Genomic DNA, 16,933 nt, shown 5'->3' on the forward strand with positions numbered 1-16,933 from the left:
GGGGCCGGAACGTCGCGTCACTTCCCGCCGGGGAGGTCCACCTGCGTCTTTTGCATCAGGTACGCCACCAGGTCGCGGACCTGCTCCCTCGTGAGCGAATCGAGCTGCCCCTCGGGCATGATCGACAGCGGCGAGTCCTTCACGCCGTCCACATCGTCGGGCGAGAGCGTGATGCGGTCGGTCGCCGTTTGCACCACGACGCGGGCCGCGGTGCGCTCGACGATGATGCCGGTGATGACGCGGTCGTCGGCCGTGCGGACCACCGACATGCGGTAGTCGCGGCCCACCTCGGCGCTCGGGTCGATCACGTTGCCGAGCAGGTAGTCGAGGTCCGACCGGTTCGAGCCGGTGATGTCCGGACCGACCGTCCCGCCCTCGCCGAACAACTTGTGGCACTGCTGGCACGACTTCGTGAACAGCGCCCGACCGGCCTTCAGGTCGGCGGTTCTGAGATACGCGGGCGTCAGCATCCCCTTGTACTTCGCCATCAACTCGCCGCGCTTCGGGTTCGTGTCGCGGACCTCGCCCCACACCTCCTTGAGCCGCGCGTTCAGCTTCGGGTCGCCGAGCGCGAACACCTGCCGGGCCGCGAACGCCGACACGTCCACCCGCGGGACCGCCTTCGATTCGAGGGCGTCGAGGAGCGCACCCGCGTACTCCGTGCGCGACGCGAGCGCCGCCACCGCGTCCTGCTTCTCGTCGGAACTTAGCGCCGGGTAGGCCGCGAGGATGTGCTTCGGCGTGTTCGGGTCCGAGAACGCGCCGAGCCCGCGGAGCGCGGCGCGGCGGGTGGCCTTGTCGGTGAGTTGCTCGTGCAGCACCGGCGCGAGGTCCGGGACTCGCTTGGAGATGAGCGTCTCCAGCGCCGCGACCCGCTCGGCGGCCGCCGCGGCCGGGTTTCGTGCGATCGTGCGGAGGTCGGCGAGCGCCTGCGGGTCGCCGAACACGACCGCGAGCGCCATCGCGTTCTCGCGGGTCGCGCGGTCGGCGCCGTCGCGGAGCTTCGCGTACACCGCCGCCCACCCGGCCGGCATCGGCAGCGACTTGCGGCCGCGGAGCCCCTCGCGTGCGCCGGCGAGCCAGTCGGCCTGCACCGTCGCGCCGGCCTTCGCGATCGCCTCGACGAGCGGCGTGAGGTCGCCCTTGTCCCCCTGCGTGGAAGCGTGGTCCGCGAGCCGCCGCGCCACGAACCGGCGCACCAGCGGCACCTCGGCCTTCGCAGCGAGTTCGAGCGCCTTCGCCGGGTTCTCGGGGACGAGCGGCTCGATCGCGTACCAGTACACGAGCGGCAGGTTCGCGTCGCCGGCGTCCTCCGCGTGCCGCACCAACTCGGCGGCGATGTCCCAGCGCTTGTCGAGCGGGAGCCGCTGGAGTGCGGACGCGAGTTCGAGCCGCACGACCTGCGACGCATCGGCCTTCGCCATCTCGCGGAACTTCGCGAGCACCTCGGGCGTTGGCGACTCGGCCTCGCCCGCGAGCCGCACGGCCCAGCCGCGAACGTGCGCGTCGCGATCGGCGAGCAGCGGGGCCGGGTCGAGCACGCCGAGCGCCCGGAGCGTCCACATCGCCCGCAACCGCCGCGTCTCGTCGGGGTTCTGCGCGAGGATTGCGTCGAGCAGCTTCACCGCGTTGGCGCTCACCTTGGCGTCGCTCGCGGCACGCTCTTGAAGGACGCGGCGGGCGGTGCGAACGTACCAGTCGTTCTTGTGCAGGTGCAGTTCGACCAGTTGGGCGTCGCTCAACTTCGCGAGATCGACCGGCTTCGCCTTCGCGTCGGCGTGCGAGATCTTGTAGATGCGGCCGGTGCCGCGGTCGGGCTTGAGCGTGTGGCACTCGCCCGTGTCGGACCAGTCGGACACGAACACGCTGCCGTCCGGGCCGGTGCGGAGCGTGACGCCCATGAACCACGGGTCGGCCGACAGCATGAAGTCCCTGCCGTGGCTCGCGGTGTACCCGGACCCCTTCGCCTTCAGCACGTCGTTGTTGATCCGCCGCCCGTGGACGTTGCACATGAACGCGGTGTTGCGGTAGTTCGCCGGGAACGAGTCGCCGAGGTAGACGAGCGTGCCGCAGTGCGAGTGGCCGCCGCCGAGGGCGAGCGTGTCCGGCGAGCCGAGCGCGGCCCGCAGGTCGCCGCCGGGGTAGTGCAGGTGGTCCGCGACCGTCGGGATGCGCTCGTAGGCGTACAGGCTCGACGCCCGGTTCCGCCACGGCTCGTAGTGCCCGCCGGGGATCATGTGGAACAGGTGCGGGTTCACGCAGTTCGACACGAAGCACTGGCCGTAGTCGTCGAAGTCCACGCCCCACGGGTTCGTCGTGCCGTCCGCGAACGTCTCGAACACGCGGCGCGTCGGGTGGAAGCGGTACACGCCGCCGTCGCACGGCACCCGCTTGTCGGCGGGGGTTCCCGGCTTGCCGACCAGCGACGGGCTGGTGCGGCCGTGCCCGCCGTACAGCCAGCCGTCCGGTCCCCAGGTGAACCCGTTCGCGAGGTTGTGCCGGCTCTCCTTGTACCCGAACCCGTCGAACACGACCTCGGGCGGCCCGTCGGGCTTGTCGTCGCCGTCGCGGTCCGGGACGAAGTACAGGCACGGGGGCGACATCACCCACACGCCCCCGAACCCGACCTCGATGCCGGTGGCGTAGTTGAACCCCTCGTAGAAGACGGTCCGCTTGTCGGCCTTTCCGTCGCAATCGGCGTCTTCGAGGATCGTGACGCGGTCCTTCCCGGTCGCCTGCCAGTTGCCGTAGTTGAACGCCTCCAGAACCCACACCCGGCCGCGGGCGTCGAGGGTGAAGGAGATCGGCTGCACGACCTCCGGCTCGGCGGCGAACGCCTGCATCCGGAACCCGTCGGGGAGGACCGCGTTCTTCGCGGCCCTCTCGGCGGCGAGCGGCCCGGCGTTCGGGACCGGCTCCGCGGCGGCGAGGAGTGTCGTCAGGGCGAGCAGGGCGGGCAGCGAGCAGCGCATCGGAGACCCCCGGAGACGTGACTGGGAGCAGAGCGTTACGACTGATTATGCGACCCCGCGGGGCGGAACCCAGGTGCCGAACCGCCCGATTTCGGGCCGCGGAAAGGTACTTTGGCCGGGTGATAATAGTTGGCAAGGAGAGCAATTCAGGGCCGTTTGGGCTGCGGCTTGTGTGTTCCGGTCGACGGAACCGTGTCAACGAGCGAGAATCGGTTGATTCCGTCGAGCGGCACCATTCAGGTACGGGCTGAATGGTTGTCCGAAATCCAGACTCGGTGTCGGAATTTTTTGGGCGAACCGCCCCAACCCGCAAGCCTGTGAAGTAGTATGAGACAGAGATCAAGGTTAGTCGTAAGAGGCACCATTGCCTCAAGTTCACCCCCATCTGCTTGCGGGAGGTCTGCGATGATCCGCCAACGGGTGCCTTCGCGTCGGGCAGTCGCCGCGATCGAGTTGGCGCTGGTCACGTCGGCCATCATCGTCCCCCTCCTGTTCGGCGTGTGGGAGGTCGGCCGCCTCGTGCAGGTGAAGCAGATCGTCTCGAACGCCGCCCGCGAGGGCGCACGGCTCGCGGCCCAGGGGTACACGATCAACAGCACCGGGACGCCGATCGAGGTGTACGCGACGGCCGGTTCGTACAACGTCAAGAACACCGTGTACCAGTACCTCGTGTCGATGGGCCTCAAGGCACTTCAGCCGGCCGACGTCACGGTCACGTTCCAGTTCACGTCCCCCAACGGGGCGGACGGCAAGGTGAACCCGCTCGGGACGCCGGCCGACCCCTACCAGGGGATCAAGGGCCAGCCGCTCCTGGTCACCGTGTCCGTCCCCTGGGACAAGGTCCGCTGGATCAACGCCGGGCTCATCAAGCCGACGACCGTGGCGTTCACCGTGCGGTGGGAGATGCTTCGGGACGAGGCGTTCACCGTGAACGAGAACCTCCCGAAGCCCGGTGCCGACCCGGACAACCCCGAGGACTGGTGAGCCGCCCCGCGCCTCCAGGCGAGTTCCCGTTCCATTCCCCGTGCGAGAGGGTCCGTCGATGATGCTCCGAAACACGCGCCGGACCCGCCGCGGGGCCGCCATTGTCGAGGCCGCCTTCACCCTGGCGATCTTCTGCCTGCTCCTGTTCGGGATCTTCGAGTACTGCCGGTACCTGTTCGTGCTCCACGTCACCGACCTGGCGACCCGCGAGGGCGCGCGGTACGCCTGCGTGAACGCGGACAAGCCGACGAACTTCGACACGACCCCCTACACCGACGGGGCGGGCCGGACGTACGTGAGCATCAAGACGTACGCCGAGGCGCGGATGGGCGGCACCGCGGTCCAGATCGTCGGCTACCAGTTCGCGGTGTACGCGGTGGACCCCGCCGGGTTGCTGCAGACGCCGCCGGTCGTGCGGCCGAAATCGAAGAGCGGGACGGTGTTCCCGAACCCGTTCAACCCCAGCGACTCGAACAAGCAGAGCTGGAACTTCGCGTCGTTCCCGGACCGGATCGCGGTCCACGTTCGGGGGACGTTCCGCCCGTTCCTGCCGAGCCTGTTGAAGATGTCGGACATCCCGGTCAACGTCATCAGCATGTCCGGGGTCGAGGGGTAGCGTCCCGCCCCGTCGCCCCGGGCCGCCGCGCGGCGGCCCCGTGTCGGATTCCCTCGCCGCGGCGGCACTGGCCGCCCTTCTGGAGAGCGTCATGGTCAAGCGGGTCCACCACCGCCGGCGGGACGGGACGATCCTCCCGATGCTCGCGGTCTGCCTCATCGGCCTGTTCGGGTTCATCGGCCTCGCCGTGGACCTCGGCATGCTCGCGGTCTCGCGGACCCAGTCCCAGAACGCGGCCGACACCGCGTCCCTGGCCGCGTGCCGGACGCTCAACACGAAGCCCGGGTCGGTCAACAGTAACCTGGTGAACGCCGTCGCCGCCGGGAAGTCCCGGGTGACGACGAACCGGTACATGAGCCAGAACTTCGTCAACGCCCAGATCTCGAAGATCGAGGCCGGCCAGTACCTGTACGACCCGGTGTCCGAGATCTTCCGCGTTGCGACGTGGACCGACGTGACCAATAACCAGTCGGCCACCCCGACCGGCGGGGGGTCGTGGACCGCCATCAAGGTGACGCTCGCGGTCAGCCAGCCCACGTACTTCATGCGGGTGTTCGGGGTCAACGGGATGCCGACCGGGGCCAAGGCCACGGCCGTGTTCAAGCCCCGCGACATCGCGTTCGTCCTCGACATGACCGGGTCGATGGCGTTCTCCAGCGTGTTCAACGAGGGCGGCCAATCGATGAACCCGGACGACATCATCCCGCGGTTCGGGCACTACGCGAACGCACCGACGAACTCGATCCGGGCGACGGCCAACAAGGCCAACGGCAGCGGCGAGGCCATCTCCCGGAACAACTACACGGTCACCACCCCCGGCGGCCCGCCGATCATCCGGAACTTCTACTTCGACCCGTCGAACGTCGGGTCCCCTGAAACCCCGGCGTTCCCCCTGACCGTCGTCGGGGGCTTCCCGAACCTGAAGAACGCCTTCCACCGGTGGAGCCCGGACCAGTCCGGCGGCGACTCGCCCCCCGGCTCGGGGTACACGCCTTACACCTACGACACCAGCGGGTACGACGCCTTCCACAACGGGACCGAGGGGAACCCGAAGGGGCCGACCCCCGCCCCCGCCTCGTTCGGGACGATGACCGACGCGGGGGGCAGCACCTACGAGGGCGACCGGTGGCGGCGGTCCGACGGGTCGATCGACAAGGTCGACACCACCTGGACCAGCGCCAAGCGGGCGCCCATCAACGCCGCGGAACTCCTCGGCTACACTTACACCAGTACGACGGTCGGCGGCGTGAACGTCACCCGGTTCCGCGACCCGGTGTGGGAGCAGTACGGGTACGACCTGGACATCCCCGGGTACCGCACGTTCCGGAGCAGCAGCACGACGCCCTCGAACCCGGGTGCGTACGGGGGCAACGGCGGGCAGTTGGTGCCCCCGGGCGACCGGTTCAAGGGGTACTCGATGGGGCCGGGGTACTGGGGCAAGACGTTCTTCATCTGGCCGCCCGACCCCCGCACCCCGGTCGGCCAACCGGGTGACGCCAACTACGTCGCCGGCGACTGGCGGCTCCGGTTCTTCCACCGGAACGACGGCTCGACGTGGGGCGTGAACTACGACACCCAGGGGTCCACCCCGGCCGGCGGCGTCAACAGCTCGCTGCTAAACACCGGCTCGAGCACGGTCTTGGCGACCGGCACCGGGAACTGGCGGGTCGACTACCCGGCAGTGCTCCGGTGGATCAAGAGCGGGCCTCAGGTGCTCCCTCCGAACCTCCGGGCCGGGCACGTCGTGTACTACACGTCCATCCCCAACGACGTGGACACCGGTGCCACCGGGCTGAGTTCCGTGGAGATCCTCGACCGGGTGTTCTGGAAGCGGTACATCGACTACGTCGTCGCGTACAACCGGAACGACAGTGGCGACCTGTACGGCTCGGCCGACAGTTGGTCGGTCAGCGGGGGCGGGCGGCGGGTCAACACGACCGCCATGGAGACGTGGACCGGCCCGTCGGGCGCCTGGATCGGGGGCGACGTGCGGAAGCCGTACATGGCGTACAACGACAGCTCGAACCGCCCGCGGCTACACTTCTGGTTCGGCCCCCTGTCGATGGTGGACTTTCTGGGCGCGAACAGCTCGCACAACAACTGGCTGCCCGGGACGTGCAACGAGGCCCAGTGCTGGCAGCTCAAGGCCGGCATGAACTCGGTGCTCGACGACGTTAAGAACAACCACCCGAACAACTACGCCGGGCTCGTGCTGTTCGCCAACAGCGGGTACAACAACATCCGCCGGCCGATGGGCCAGAGGTTCGAGTCCCTGAAGAACGCCCTGTTCTACCCGAAGTCGCTGCTCAACACGATCGACGCGGGCGGGGCGGCGGCGATCACCGCAGAGGTCCGGCCCTACAACAGTTCGTTCGGCAGCGTGGGGCAGGATGAGATCCCGAACGCCGACGGGTCGACCGACCCGAACACCGGGCTGTCGTACGGGTTCAACCTGCTGTCCCCGTCGGCCACGCTCCCGACGGGCACCTACGGGACCACCAAGGGCCGCCGGGGCGCGGGCAAGGTCGTCATCTTCGAGACCGACGGGGTGCCGAACAACTGGCGGACCTTCTCGTTCGTCCAGGCCGGGTTCAATTCGTACTACCCGAACTCCACTGCGAACAACTCGGCGGGCAACGGCGACGCGACCTCCATCGCCCAGACGGTCGCGGTCGTCAGCCAGATGAACGTGCAGATGGCCACCACGGCCAGCGGTAACAGTGGGCTGAGCCTGCCGAACGCTCCGGTTCGGGTGTACCCGATTGCGTTCGGCGACCTGTTCGACGAGGTCCTGGCCCCGTCCGCCACGTTCCGGCCGACCGCCCTGAAGTTCATGGCGGACATCGCCGCCGCCGGGAACACGGGGGTGGCCGGTGCCTCGACGATCGCCCCGGCGCAGATCATCACCGGCCCGTACCAGACCCGCATCGACAACCTCAAGACCTGCATGGAGAACATCTTCCAGAGCGGCGTCGGCGTCACCCTCGTGGAGTGACGCGGCACCCCTGGGGCTCACCCGGAGCCCACCCGTTCCGCGGGTGGGCTTTTTCGTTGACACGCGGCTTGCCCCCGGGCGGGATTTCCGTTCGTTGAGGGCAGGGCGAGGCGCGAACCCGCAAGCGAGGCGCGGCCGGTGACACACGCGGCACAGTTCGATCAGGTGACGAAGACCTACCCGACCGGTCTGTTCGGCCGCGGGGCCGGGGTGCCCGCGCTCCGCGGCGTGACCCTCACCGTGCCGATCGGCGGCGTGTTCGGGCTCCTCGGCCCGAACCGGGCCGGGAAGACCACGCTGGTCAAGGTGCTCCTGTCCCTGACGGCCCCGACGGCCGGCACGGTCAGCCGGCTCGGCGGGCCGCTGGGCGACCGTCGGACCCTCGGCCGCATCGGGTACATGCACGAGAACCACGCCTTCCCGCGGTACCTGTCCGCCGGCGAGTTGCTCACGTTCTACGGCGGGTTGTCGGGCGTGCCGCTGCCGGCGCTGCCCGCGAAGGTCGATCAGTTGCTCGCCCGCGTGGGGCTGGCGGATCGCCGCTCGGAGCCGATCGCCCGGTTCAGCAAGGGGATGGTCCAGCGGCTCGGGCTCGCGCAGGCCCTGATCAACGATCCGGACCTGCTGATCCTCGACGAGCCGACCGAGGGGCTCGACCTGTCCGGCCGGCAGTTGCTCCGGTCCGTCGTCCGCGAGCTGAAGGCGGCGGGGAAGACGGTCCTCCTCGTGTCGCACGTGCTGCCCGAGGTCGAGGAGCTGTGCGACGCGCTGGCCGTGCTGGTCGGCGGCCGGGTGGTCCACACCGGCCCGCTCGCGAAGCTCCTGGGCGACGCGCACCCGGCCGGCAAGCGCCTGGAGGCGGCCCTCAAGCCGCTCTACGAGAAGGAGGGCGTCGCGTGAACTCGCTACCCGTCGCGATCCGGACCGTGCGGTGGATGGTGCGGGACACGTTCCGCCAGTCGCTCGCGTCCAAGCTGTTCTGGGTCATGCTCGGCATGTCGGCGTTCTGCACCGTGTTCTGCCTGGGGATGCGGGTGGACACGCCCGGCGAGCGCGAGCGGAACCCGAACGAGATCCGCGACTTCCACCGGCCCGGCATCGACCCGAGCGACGCGGAGGTGCAAAAGGCACGCGAGGAGGGGATTCCGCCCGCCGGCGGGCGCATGTCGCTGGGGTTCGGCCTGTTCGAGCTGGACGTGCCGCGGTTCAAGGCCGACGCGGTGAAGTTCTTCCAGTTGCGGCTCGCGGGCATCGTCGCCGACACGGCCGGGGTGCTGCTGGCGCTGCTGTGGACCGGCGGGTTCCTGCCGACGTTCCTGGAGCCGAACGCGGTCACGGTGCTGCTCGCCAAGCCCGCCGCCCGGTGGGCGCTGGTGATCGGGAAGTACCTGGGCGTGGTGCTGTTCGTGGCGCTGCACGCGGTGCTGTTCGTGGGCGGGACGTGGGCCGGGATCGGCGTCGCCACCGGCGTGTGGGACGCGACGTACTGGTACGCGGTGCCGCTGCTGGTCATCAACTTCGCGGTGTTCTACGCGTTCAGCGCGTTCCTCGCGGTGTGGACCCGGAGCACGGTCGTCGCCGTGTTCGGCACCCTGCTGTTCTGGGTCATGTGCTGGGCCATGAACTTCGCGCACCACCACGCGGTCGGCCTCGAGGTCCCGGGGGTCACGCCCGCGTCGTCGGCCCTGGTCGAGGTGGGGTACTGGGCGCTGCCGAAGCCGCTCGACATGAGCGGCATCTTCTTCGACGCGATGAACGCCGGCACCCACACCGAGCCGATCCGCGAATTGGAGGCGGTGAAGGAGAAGGGGAAGTTCCACCCCGAGCTTTCGGTCCTGTCGTCGCTGGCGTTCGCGGTCGTGATCCTCGGCATCGCGGTGTACGAGTTCCGCAAGACCGATTACTGACGGAGCCGCTTGAGGTCGTCGAGGTTGGCCTGGCAGTACGGGCACCCGATCTCTTCGAGGTGGAACCGGACGTAGTCGAGCAGTTCGGGGTCGCCCGCCTCCAGGACGTAGCCCCCGAGCTGGTCGCGGGTCGGGCAGCTCACCCGCTCGCGCCGCCAGATCGCGCCGACCGTGTGCTCGCCGCGGTCCTCCTGCTCCATCACCTCCGCGAGCAGCGCCCTCACCTCGGCCGACGCCCGCAGCACGCGCTCGACCGCTGCCAGTTCCACGTCGGGCAGGGCGTCGTGCAGGTAGTCGCGCAGGACTTCCCGGGTGATCGGTGCCATCGGGGTTCCGGTACAGCGGGGGGGGCGGCGTTAGTATACGGGCCGGACCGACGGCGAACCCGTGCGACAATCGGACCGGCCCGGTTGCGGCGGGCCGGGTTGTGAGGGATAATCGGGTTGTAAGGCCCCTCTCGCTCACCGAGCACCGAAATGAAGTCTGGCACCATCGCGGCGGTCGCGGCGGCGTGCGTGGTTCTGGCGGACACCGCCCCGGCCCGCGCGCAGTTCGTCGCCGGGCCGGTCTACCGCGGCGGCTTCCCCCGCACGTTCGTCGCGCCGGGGTTCGGCTTCGGCTACCGCGGCGGGTTCTCCGGCGGCGGGTTCGTCGGGGGGTACTACTCACGGTCCGCCTTCCTCTCGCCGTTCGGGTACGGCTTCGGCTACCGCTCCGGGTTCGCGAACTACTACGGCGGCGTGTACCCCGGGTTCCCGCTCGCGCCGGTGCTGCCGGCCATCGCGCCGGTCACGCCGTTCGGGTTCGGGCCGGGGTTCCTCGGGCCGGGATGGGGCGTCGGGCCGACGTTCGGTTGGAACCCGGTGTGGGGCGGTGCGCTGGGGTGGTCCCCGTACTGGGGCACGCCGGTGTTCGGTCCCGGGCTCACGAGCCCGTTCGTGCTGCCGCCGCCGTTCGTCCCGCCGCCGTTCGGCTTCATGGGGAACGCCGACGCAAACCCGAACGGCAACGGCGTTGCGGCGGCGGGCGGCGTTCCGCCCCGTCAAGTTGCGGCGGCGCAGCCGGCCCCCGGGCCGGTGGTCGGAGCCGGCGGGTTCCTGGTGATCGAGCCGAAGCGAGACTTTCCGCCGCCGGGCGTGATCGCCCCGGACGTCGCCCGGGTCGCCGCGCCGCCCCCGCCGGGCCGCCCCGAGTTCCGGTTTGACCCGTTCGCCGACCCGGTCCTGGTGAAGTCCGAGAAGCCCGACCCTGATCCGGTGAAGGAACTCGCCCGGCTGCTCAAGCTCGGCCGCGAGGCGTTCGCGGCCGGCGAGTACGGCACCGCAATCGACCGCTTCAACCAGGCGATCGCGGCCGATGCACGCGCCGCCGAGCCGCACTTCCTGAAGGCGCAGGCCGAGTTCGCGGCGGGGAACTATGCCGTTGCCGCGGGCGACGTCCACGCCGGCCTGGCGCTCGACCCGGCGTGGCCGGCCGGCGCGTTCGACCCGAAGGAGCCGTATGGTGCGAACGCGGGGGCGTTCGCCGGGCACCTGGCGCAGCTCCGCAAGGCGATGGCGGCGAACCCGGCCGAGCCGGCGCTGGCGTTCCTGTTGGGCTACGAGTTGTGGTTCGTGGGGGAGCGGGCCGAGGCGAAGCGGTGGTTCGGGGTGGCCGAGAAGCGCCTCGCCGCCCCCGGCCCGGTCGCGCTGTTCAAGTGACCCGAGGGTGTCACTTCGCCCACGGCAGTTTCACGTCTTCGGGCCAGAGCGGGCCGAGTGCGTCGGGCGGCACCGACGTGTCGTCGGTCCACTTTCGCTGCTTCGCGAGGTACACGAGCTTGTCGAAGTCGCGGCGGATGCGCCGGAGCAGTCGCCGCACGGGCGTCTGAACGGTCGCCGCCGCGAGGATGAGTGCGGCCGCTTGTTGCGCGTCGATCTCGCCCGCGGCCGGGGCGAGTGGCGCGACCCGTGCGGCGCAGCGCGCCAGGAACGCGTGCCGGGCGGTCCGCGGGAGCGCGGCGACCTCGTCGGCGGTGGGCACGAGCGGCCGGTCGGGGGCAAGGACGTCGCCGGGAGCGGTTGCGGCGACCGGAGGGAACGCGTGCCCCTGGTCGACGATGAGTACACCATCCGCCGGGATGAGCCGGCCGCGGCTCTTCACCGGCGGCATCGGCATCGAGTAGATAAGTGGCGCGGCCTCGTCCTGAATGAAGACCTCCCCGCCCGGTTGCGGCACGACCCGCTTCCCGCCCCTGTTCGCTCGCTTCATGGCTGCCTCTCGATTCCGACGAATTCACTTCGGAGGGCCTTTCGCTCGACGCCCCACGATCGCACAAGTTCGACCTGAAGTTGGAACTCGTACGTGCCCGTGCCGGGGAACACGAGGGGGCGGACGGGCCAGGCGGCGCTGACCACCCGCGACCGGTCGTTAAATCGAACCGACCCCAGCGACCGCGAGCCGACGCTGCGTACCCCGCTCGGGGCGTCGTGCCACAGGGTCTCAAGAGCGAAGTTCCGGAGTCCGCTGCCGCTCCCGATTCGGTAGAAGCGAGCGTACACCCAGAACTCGATTTCCTCGAACGGGAACTCGGTGTCGGGCGGGATCAGATAAGCGTGCCCCACCCCTTCGAGCGTTCGCAGCGTCCGCGGGCTCGGCGCGCCTTCCCAGGCGGCGTTCAGGCACGCGACGAAGTGCTGGACGTGGAACTTCGGCCTCGCCCTCGGGCGGCCCCAGGTGCGCCGCGTCAAGTGTACCACGCCCCGCGTCACCCCGCGACGACCGGCAGCTTGCGGCGGCCCAGGCCCTCGACCTCGCCGGGCTGCCGCCCCGGGGTCGCGAGCCGGCCCGCGTTCTCGACCTCCCAGCGGGCGAGTTCCTCCATCAGCCCGTCCACGATCTCGGCCTCGGGCACGCGGCGGACCATCTCGCCGTTGCGGAAGATCATCCCCTGGCCGTTGCCGGCGGCGATGCCGATGTCGGCCTCCCGCGCCTCGCCGGGGCCGTTCACCACGCACCCCAGCACGCTGATCTTCACCGGCAGCCGCTTGCCCTGGAGCCGCGTTTCCAGCTCCGCGATGATCTTCTCCAGGTCGATCGCCAGCCGGCCGCACGTCGGGCACGCGATCAACTCCGGCCTTCGCACGCGGCGCTGGGTGGCCTGGAGGATGTCGAACGCCGCGGCGATCTCGGGGACCGGGTCGCCCAGGAGCGAGATGCGGATCGTGTCGCCGATGCCGTCGAGCAGGATCGGGGCCAGCCCCGCGGCGCTCTTCGTCACCGCGTACGGCGGCTTGCCGGCCTCGGTGATGCCGATGTGCGTCGGGTAGTCGCACAGCTGCGCGAACAGCCGGTACGCCTCGACCGCGACGAGCACGTCCGACGACTTGATCGACACGACGATGTCGTGGTACCCCTCGGCCTCGGCGACCTCGATGTACCGCAGCGCGCTCTCGACCATCGCGGGCGGGCACGGGAACCCGTACTTCTCGTTGAACTCGCGCTCCAGGCTCCCGGCGTTCACGCCGATCCGCATCGGCAGCCCGCGGTCCTTCGCCTTCCGCACCACCTGCCGGAACCGGTCCATGCCGCCGATGTTCCCGGGGTTGATGCGGATCTTGTCGACCGGGTGGTCGAGGGCCGCCAGCGCCATCTTGTAGTCGAAGTGGATGTCGCAGATGAGCGGGATGCCGATGCGGGTCTTGATCTGAGAGAGCGCCCCGGCGTCCTCGGGCTTGGGCACCGTGACGCGGACCAACTCGCACCCGGCCTCTTCGAGCGCGTGGATCTGCTTGACCGTGCCCTCGACGTCGAACGTGTCGGTGGTGGTCATCGACTGCACGGCGATCGGGTTGGTCCCGCCGATGACGACGCCCCCGATCTTCACCTCGCGGGTCTTGTGGCGGGGCTTCCCGGGCACCTTTTGCGCGGCTTCGAGCAGGCCGATGTTGAAGCGGGAAGCGGTCGTCATCGCGGGTTCCTTCCGAAGTAGTGGTGCTGACATGCTATTTCACCAACCGCAGCCGCGGCAACGCCAACAACGGCCGGTCTTGGCGAGCGGGGGACGTGCGGCCCCCGGGGCTAGAGCATTGCGGTTCTACCGGGGGACTCACGTCCCCCGCTCGCCAAGACCGACCGATCCCGCGGCTACTTGCTTCCCGCCTTCCGTCGCACAAGTAGCTGGTGCGCCGCGAACACCAGCACCGCGGCGGCCGGCCACGCGACCCAGGCCGCGAGCGCCAGCCATTCCGGGAGCGGCTCGGCGGCTTCGGCCTCGAAGGTCACCGCGTGCGTCTCCCCCACGCCGCTCACTTCGACCCGGAAGTCCCACCAGCCGCCTTCGGGCAGGTCGAACACCGCGGCGACGAGGAGCTTGTTCGTGGCCGCCTCCGCGGTGGCCGGTTCGGTGACGACGACCGGCGGCGTGGTGCGCGACGTGGCGGTGACCGTGACCCGCACGCTCGGGTCGGGGCGGGTGGTCCTCGCGTCCTGAACCAGCACGCTCACGTCGATCGGCCCGGCCCGCAGCGGCGTCGGCGAGGTGAACACCGTGACCTGCCACCGGCCCCGCGGCTCCGAGACGCGGACGGTCCCGCCGTCGGCCCGTGCGCCGGCCGCCGAGAGGAGCAGGGCGGACAGGATGAGCGGGATCGCCGTTCCCGGCTGACGCACGACCGCTCCTGAAAGTTGAGATGTTGATTGCGGCCGGTTCGGGAGACGATTATAGTACAGATGCTCTCCTGCCCGTTCACCGGGGCTGCCCCGGCCTGCCTGACTCACCGGGCCACCGACCCGGACCCGCCAAGACCGATTACCATGCTGCGAACCGCAATCACCGCCGCCGTGTTGCTCTCGCCGTCGCTCGCGTCTGCCGCGGAGCCGACCGCCGCACAGGTCGAGTTCTTCGAGAAGAAGATCCGCCCGGTGCTGGTCGAGAGTTGCTACTCGTGCCACTCGGCCGAGGCCGAGGGCAAGAAGAAGCTCAAGGGCGGGCTCCTGCTCGACACCAGGGCCGGCTGGGAGAAGGGCGGCGACACGGGCAAGGCGATCGTCCCCGGGAAGCCGAACGAGGGGACGCTCCTCAAGTCGCTCAAGTACGCCGACGAGAACCTCCAGATGCCGCCGAAGGGGAAGCTCCCCGACGCGGTCGTCAAGGACTTCGAGAAGTGGATCGCCGACGGGGCCGCCGACCCCCGCACCGCCGCGGGTGGCACCAAGACGCCGGTCGGCATCGACATTGAGAAGGGCAAGCAGTTCTGGTCGTTCCAGCCGCCGAAGGAGGCGACCGCTCCGCAAATCCGAAATCCGAAACTCGAAATCCGAACCGAGATCGACCGGTTCGTTCACGCGAAGTGGGACGAGAAGGGGCTGAAGCCCGCCCCGGCCGCCGACAAGCGCACGCTCGTCCGCCGCGTCTACCTCGACCTCGTCGGCCTGCCGCCGACCCCCGAGGACGTGGACGCGTTTCTTGCCGACAACTCGCCCGACGCGCTCGCGAAGGTCGTCGACAAGTTGCTCGCGTCGTCGGCGCATGGTGAGAAGTGGGCACGCCACTGGCTCGACGTGGCCCGGTTCGCCGAGGACCAGGCGCACACGTTCGGCACGAAGCCCAAGTCGGCCGCGTGGCGGTACCGCGACTGGGTCATCGCCGCCCTGAACGCCGACATGCCCTACGACCGGTTCGTGAAGCTCCAGGTCGCAGGCGACCTGCTCCCGGACGCGCCCGAGGACCCGTTCACGAAGCTCGCCGGGCTCGGGTTCCTGGGGCTCGGGGCCGAGTACTACAAGAACACCGCCGCGGCCCAGGCCATCGCCGAGGAACTCGACGACCGCGTGGACACGCTCACCCGCGGGTTCATGGGCGTCACCGTGAGCTGCGCCCGGTGCCACGACCACAAGTTCGACCCGTTCCCGACCAAGGACTACTACAGCCTCGCCGGCATCTACATGGGCACGTCGCTCAGCGAGGCGCCGCTCGTGTCGCCGGCCGAGGCCAAGGTGTACGCCGACGCGCTCGCGAAGGCGAAGGACGCCGAGAACAAGGTCAACGCCCACCTCGCGACGGTGGCGAAGGCCGCCCAGACCAAGGCGCAGGCCCAGACCGTGACGTACCTCCTCGCGGCCCGCAAGGTGCGAGCCGCCGGGAAGGGTGGCAAGCCGTCGGCCGATGAGGCCGCGAAGGCCGAGGGGGTGAGCCCGTACTTCGTGAACCGCTGGGTCAAGTTCCTCGACACCCCGGCCGCCAAGAACCTCCCCGAGTTCAAGGACTGGTTCTCGCTGAAGCCCGACGCCGACGCGACCGAGGTGAAGGCCGCCGCCGAGGTGATGCAGAAGGCCGTCATGCAGGGCGGGAAGAACGCGCCGGTGCAGAAGGTCGTCGTGAACGACAAGGACGCCCCGTTCTTCCTCCCGCCGGCCGACGCCGAGAAGTTCTTCCTCACCGACGCCGACAAGCCAAAGCTCACCGAACTGCGCGGCGAACTCGACAAGCGCAAGAAGGAGACCCCGCCGGCCCCGGCGACGGCGCACGTCGTCAGCGGCAACGGTGCGGGGATGAAGGTCTACGTCCGCGGCAACCCCGCGGTGCAGGGCGAACCGGCCCCGAAGGGGTTCCTGCAGGTTCTGCCGTCGGCGGCCCCCGCGGGCGAGAAGTTCACCCGCCTCGACCTCGCCAACGCGATCGGCTCGAAGGACAACCCGCTGACCGCCCGGGTGATCGTGAACCGCGTCTGGTCGTGGCACTTCGGCCGCGGGCTCGTGAACACGCCGAGCAACTTCGGCAAGCTCGGCGACGCCCCGAGCCACCCCGAACTCCTCGACTGGCTCGCGGTCAACTTCGTCAAGAACGGCTGGTCGCTGAAGTGGCTGCACCGGCAGATCGTGCTGTCGTCGGTGTACCAACTCGCCAGCGCGGCGAGCCCGGAGAACGACAAGGTGGACGCCGCGAACGTGTACCTGTGGCGCGGCAACCGGCACCGCCTCGACATCGAGGTGTGGCGCGACTCGCTCCTGTTCGCGAGCGGGAACCTGGACCCGACCCGCGGCGGCCCGACGTTCGACCTCCGCGACCAGAACGCCAAGCGCCGCACCGTGTACGCCAAGATCAGCCGCCACGAACTCGACGGCCTGTTGCGGCTGTTCGACTTCCCGGACGCGAACGTGACCGCCGACAAGCGGACCGTCACGACCGTCCCGCAGCAGCAACTCTTCGCGCTGAACAGCGAGTTCATGGCGAACCAGGCCCGCGCCTTCGCCGCCCGCGTGGACAAGCTCGGCAAGACCGACGCCGAGAAGGTCGCCGCCGCGTACCGCATCTTGTTCGGCCGCGCCCCCGAGACCCGCGAGACCGACCTCGCCGAGCGGTTCTTGAGGCTCCCGGCCAAGCCCGACGACAAGCTGACCCGCTGGCAGCAGTACGCCCAGGTGCTCCTCGCCAGCAACGAGCTGATGTACGTGGACTGAGGCGGGCCGTGGTATGATG

General features: G+C 69.8%; 13 protein-coding genes. 7 read left to right on the plus strand and 6 right to left on the minus strand.

Going from position 1 to position 16,933, the window contains the following annotated elements; genetic code table 11:
- Nucleotides 1–17: 17 nt before the first annotated feature.
- Nucleotides 18–2,972: a PVC-type heme-binding CxxCH protein gene (locus ACTIGN_RS17970; protein ID WP_439626289.1), complete on the minus strand. Its 2,955-nt coding sequence runs from the start codon at nucleotides 2,970–2,972 to the stop codon at nucleotides 18–20.
- Between the two features lie 405 nt (nucleotides 2,973–3,377).
- Here ACTIGN_RS17970 and ACTIGN_RS17975 point away from each other — a divergent pair, with 405 nt between their 5' ends.
- The 5 genes from ACTIGN_RS17975 (at nucleotide 3,378) to ACTIGN_RS17995 (ending at nucleotide 9,474) form a co-directional block, all read left to right on the plus strand.
- Complete coding sequence (locus ACTIGN_RS17975) at nucleotides 3,378–3,956, plus strand: TadE/TadG family type IV pilus assembly protein (protein ID WP_439626291.1); 579 nt, start codon at nucleotides 3,378–3,380, stop codon at nucleotides 3,954–3,956.
- 58 nt (nucleotides 3,957–4,014) lie between these two features.
- Nucleotides 4,015–4,572 carry a TadE family protein gene (locus ACTIGN_RS17980; protein WP_439626293.1) on the plus strand — a complete coding sequence of 186 codons (558 nt, stop codon included), beginning with the start codon at nucleotides 4,015–4,017 and terminating at the stop codon, nucleotides 4,570–4,572.
- A gap of 40 nt (nucleotides 4,573–4,612) precedes the next feature.
- Nucleotides 4,613–7,567, plus strand: coding sequence for a pilus assembly protein TadG-related protein (locus ACTIGN_RS17985; RefSeq protein WP_439626295.1), 2,955 nt, complete (start codon nucleotides 4,613–4,615; stop codon nucleotides 7,565–7,567).
- A gap of 138 nt (nucleotides 7,568–7,705) precedes the next feature.
- Nucleotides 7,706–8,467 (plus strand): ABC transporter ATP-binding protein, encoded by a 762-nt coding sequence (locus ACTIGN_RS17990; RefSeq protein ID WP_439626297.1) that lies wholly within the window; start codon nucleotides 7,706–7,708, stop codon nucleotides 8,465–8,467.
- Nucleotides 8,464–9,474, plus strand: a complete 1,011-nt coding sequence (locus tag ACTIGN_RS17995) for an ABC transporter permease (protein ID WP_439626299.1) — start codon at nucleotides 8,464–8,466, stop codon at nucleotides 9,472–9,474. Before ACTIGN_RS17990 ends, ACTIGN_RS17995 begins: the two co-directional genes overlap by 4 nt.
- Here ACTIGN_RS17995 and ACTIGN_RS18000 read toward each other — a convergent pair.
- Nucleotides 9,468–9,800, minus strand: a complete 333-nt coding sequence (locus ACTIGN_RS18000; protein ID WP_439626301.1) for a hypothetical protein — start codon at nucleotides 9,798–9,800, stop codon at nucleotides 9,468–9,470. The two genes, ACTIGN_RS17995 and ACTIGN_RS18000, sit on opposite strands and share 7 nt — an antisense overlap.
- 150 nt (nucleotides 9,801–9,950) lie before the next feature.
- Between ACTIGN_RS18000 and ACTIGN_RS18005 the strand changes: the two genes are divergently transcribed.
- A complete protein-coding gene (locus ACTIGN_RS18005) occupies nucleotides 9,951–11,174 on the plus strand; it encodes a hypothetical protein (RefSeq protein ID WP_439626303.1) in 1,224 nt (407 codons plus the stop codon).
- Between the two features lie 10 nt (nucleotides 11,175–11,184).
- Here the strand turns inward: ACTIGN_RS18005 and ACTIGN_RS18010 are convergent, their stop codons facing one another.
- From ACTIGN_RS18010 to ACTIGN_RS18025, 4 genes are all read right to left on the minus strand, one after another.
- Complete coding sequence (locus ACTIGN_RS18010; protein ID WP_439626305.1) at nucleotides 11,185–11,724, minus strand: hypothetical protein; 540 nt, start codon at nucleotides 11,722–11,724, stop codon at nucleotides 11,185–11,187.
- Nucleotides 11,721–12,203: a hypothetical protein gene (locus tag ACTIGN_RS18015; RefSeq protein WP_439626307.1), complete on the minus strand. Its 483-nt coding sequence runs from the start codon at nucleotides 12,201–12,203 to the stop codon at nucleotides 11,721–11,723. Before ACTIGN_RS18015 ends, ACTIGN_RS18010 begins: the two co-directional genes overlap by 4 nt.
- Before the next feature lie 17 nt (nucleotides 12,204–12,220).
- Nucleotides 12,221–13,423, minus strand: a complete 1,203-nt coding sequence (gene ispG / locus ACTIGN_RS18020) for a flavodoxin-dependent (E)-4-hydroxy-3-methylbut-2-enyl-diphosphate synthase (protein WP_439626309.1) — start codon at nucleotides 13,421–13,423, stop codon at nucleotides 12,221–12,223.
- A 176-nt stretch (nucleotides 13,424–13,599) separates the two neighbouring features.
- Nucleotides 13,600–14,124 (minus strand): hypothetical protein, encoded by a 525-nt coding sequence (locus ACTIGN_RS18025; protein ID WP_439626310.1) that lies wholly within the window; start codon nucleotides 14,122–14,124, stop codon nucleotides 13,600–13,602.
- Nucleotides 14,125–14,268: 144 nt separating this feature from the next.
- On the opposite strand from ACTIGN_RS18025, the gene ACTIGN_RS18030 reads away from it, so the two are divergent.
- Entirely contained in the window at nucleotides 14,269–16,914 is a 2,646-nt protein-coding gene (locus ACTIGN_RS18030) for a DUF1553 domain-containing protein (protein ID WP_439626311.1), read from the plus strand.
- The last annotated feature ends 19 nt before the right edge of the window (nucleotides 16,915–16,933 follow it).

Origin of the sequence: Gemmata sp. (assembly GCF_051859125.1) — a bacterium.
Classification (GTDB): Bacteria; Planctomycetota; Planctomycetia; order Gemmatales; family Gemmataceae; genus Gemmata.

Coding starts and splice junctions, on each gene's coding strand:
- ACTIGN_RS17970 (WP_439626289.1), bottom strand. CDS start 2,972: ATGCGCTGCTCGCTGCCCGCCCTGCTCGCCCTGACGACACTCCTCGCC.
- ACTIGN_RS17975 (WP_439626291.1), top strand. CDS start 3,378: ATGATCCGCCAACGGGTGCCTTCGCGTCGGGCAGTCGCCGCGATCGAG.
- ACTIGN_RS17980 (WP_439626293.1), top strand. CDS start 4,015: ATGATGCTCCGAAACACGCGCCGGACCCGCCGCGGGGCCGCCATTGTC.
- ACTIGN_RS18000 (WP_439626301.1), bottom strand. CDS start 9,800: ATGGCACCGATCACCCGGGAAGTCCTGCGCGACTACCTGCACGACGCC.
- ACTIGN_RS18005 (WP_439626303.1), top strand. CDS start 9,951: ATGAAGTCTGGCACCATCGCGGCGGTCGCGGCGGCGTGCGTGGTTCTG.
- ACTIGN_RS18010 (WP_439626305.1), bottom strand. CDS start 11,724: ATGAAGCGAGCGAACAGGGGCGGGAAGCGGGTCGTGCCGCAACCGGGC.
- ispG (WP_439626309.1), bottom strand. CDS start 13,423: ATGACGACCGCTTCCCGCTTCAACATCGGCCTGCTCGAAGCCGCGCAA.
- ACTIGN_RS18030 (WP_439626311.1), top strand. CDS start 14,269: ATGCTGCGAACCGCAATCACCGCCGCCGTGTTGCTCTCGCCGTCGCTC.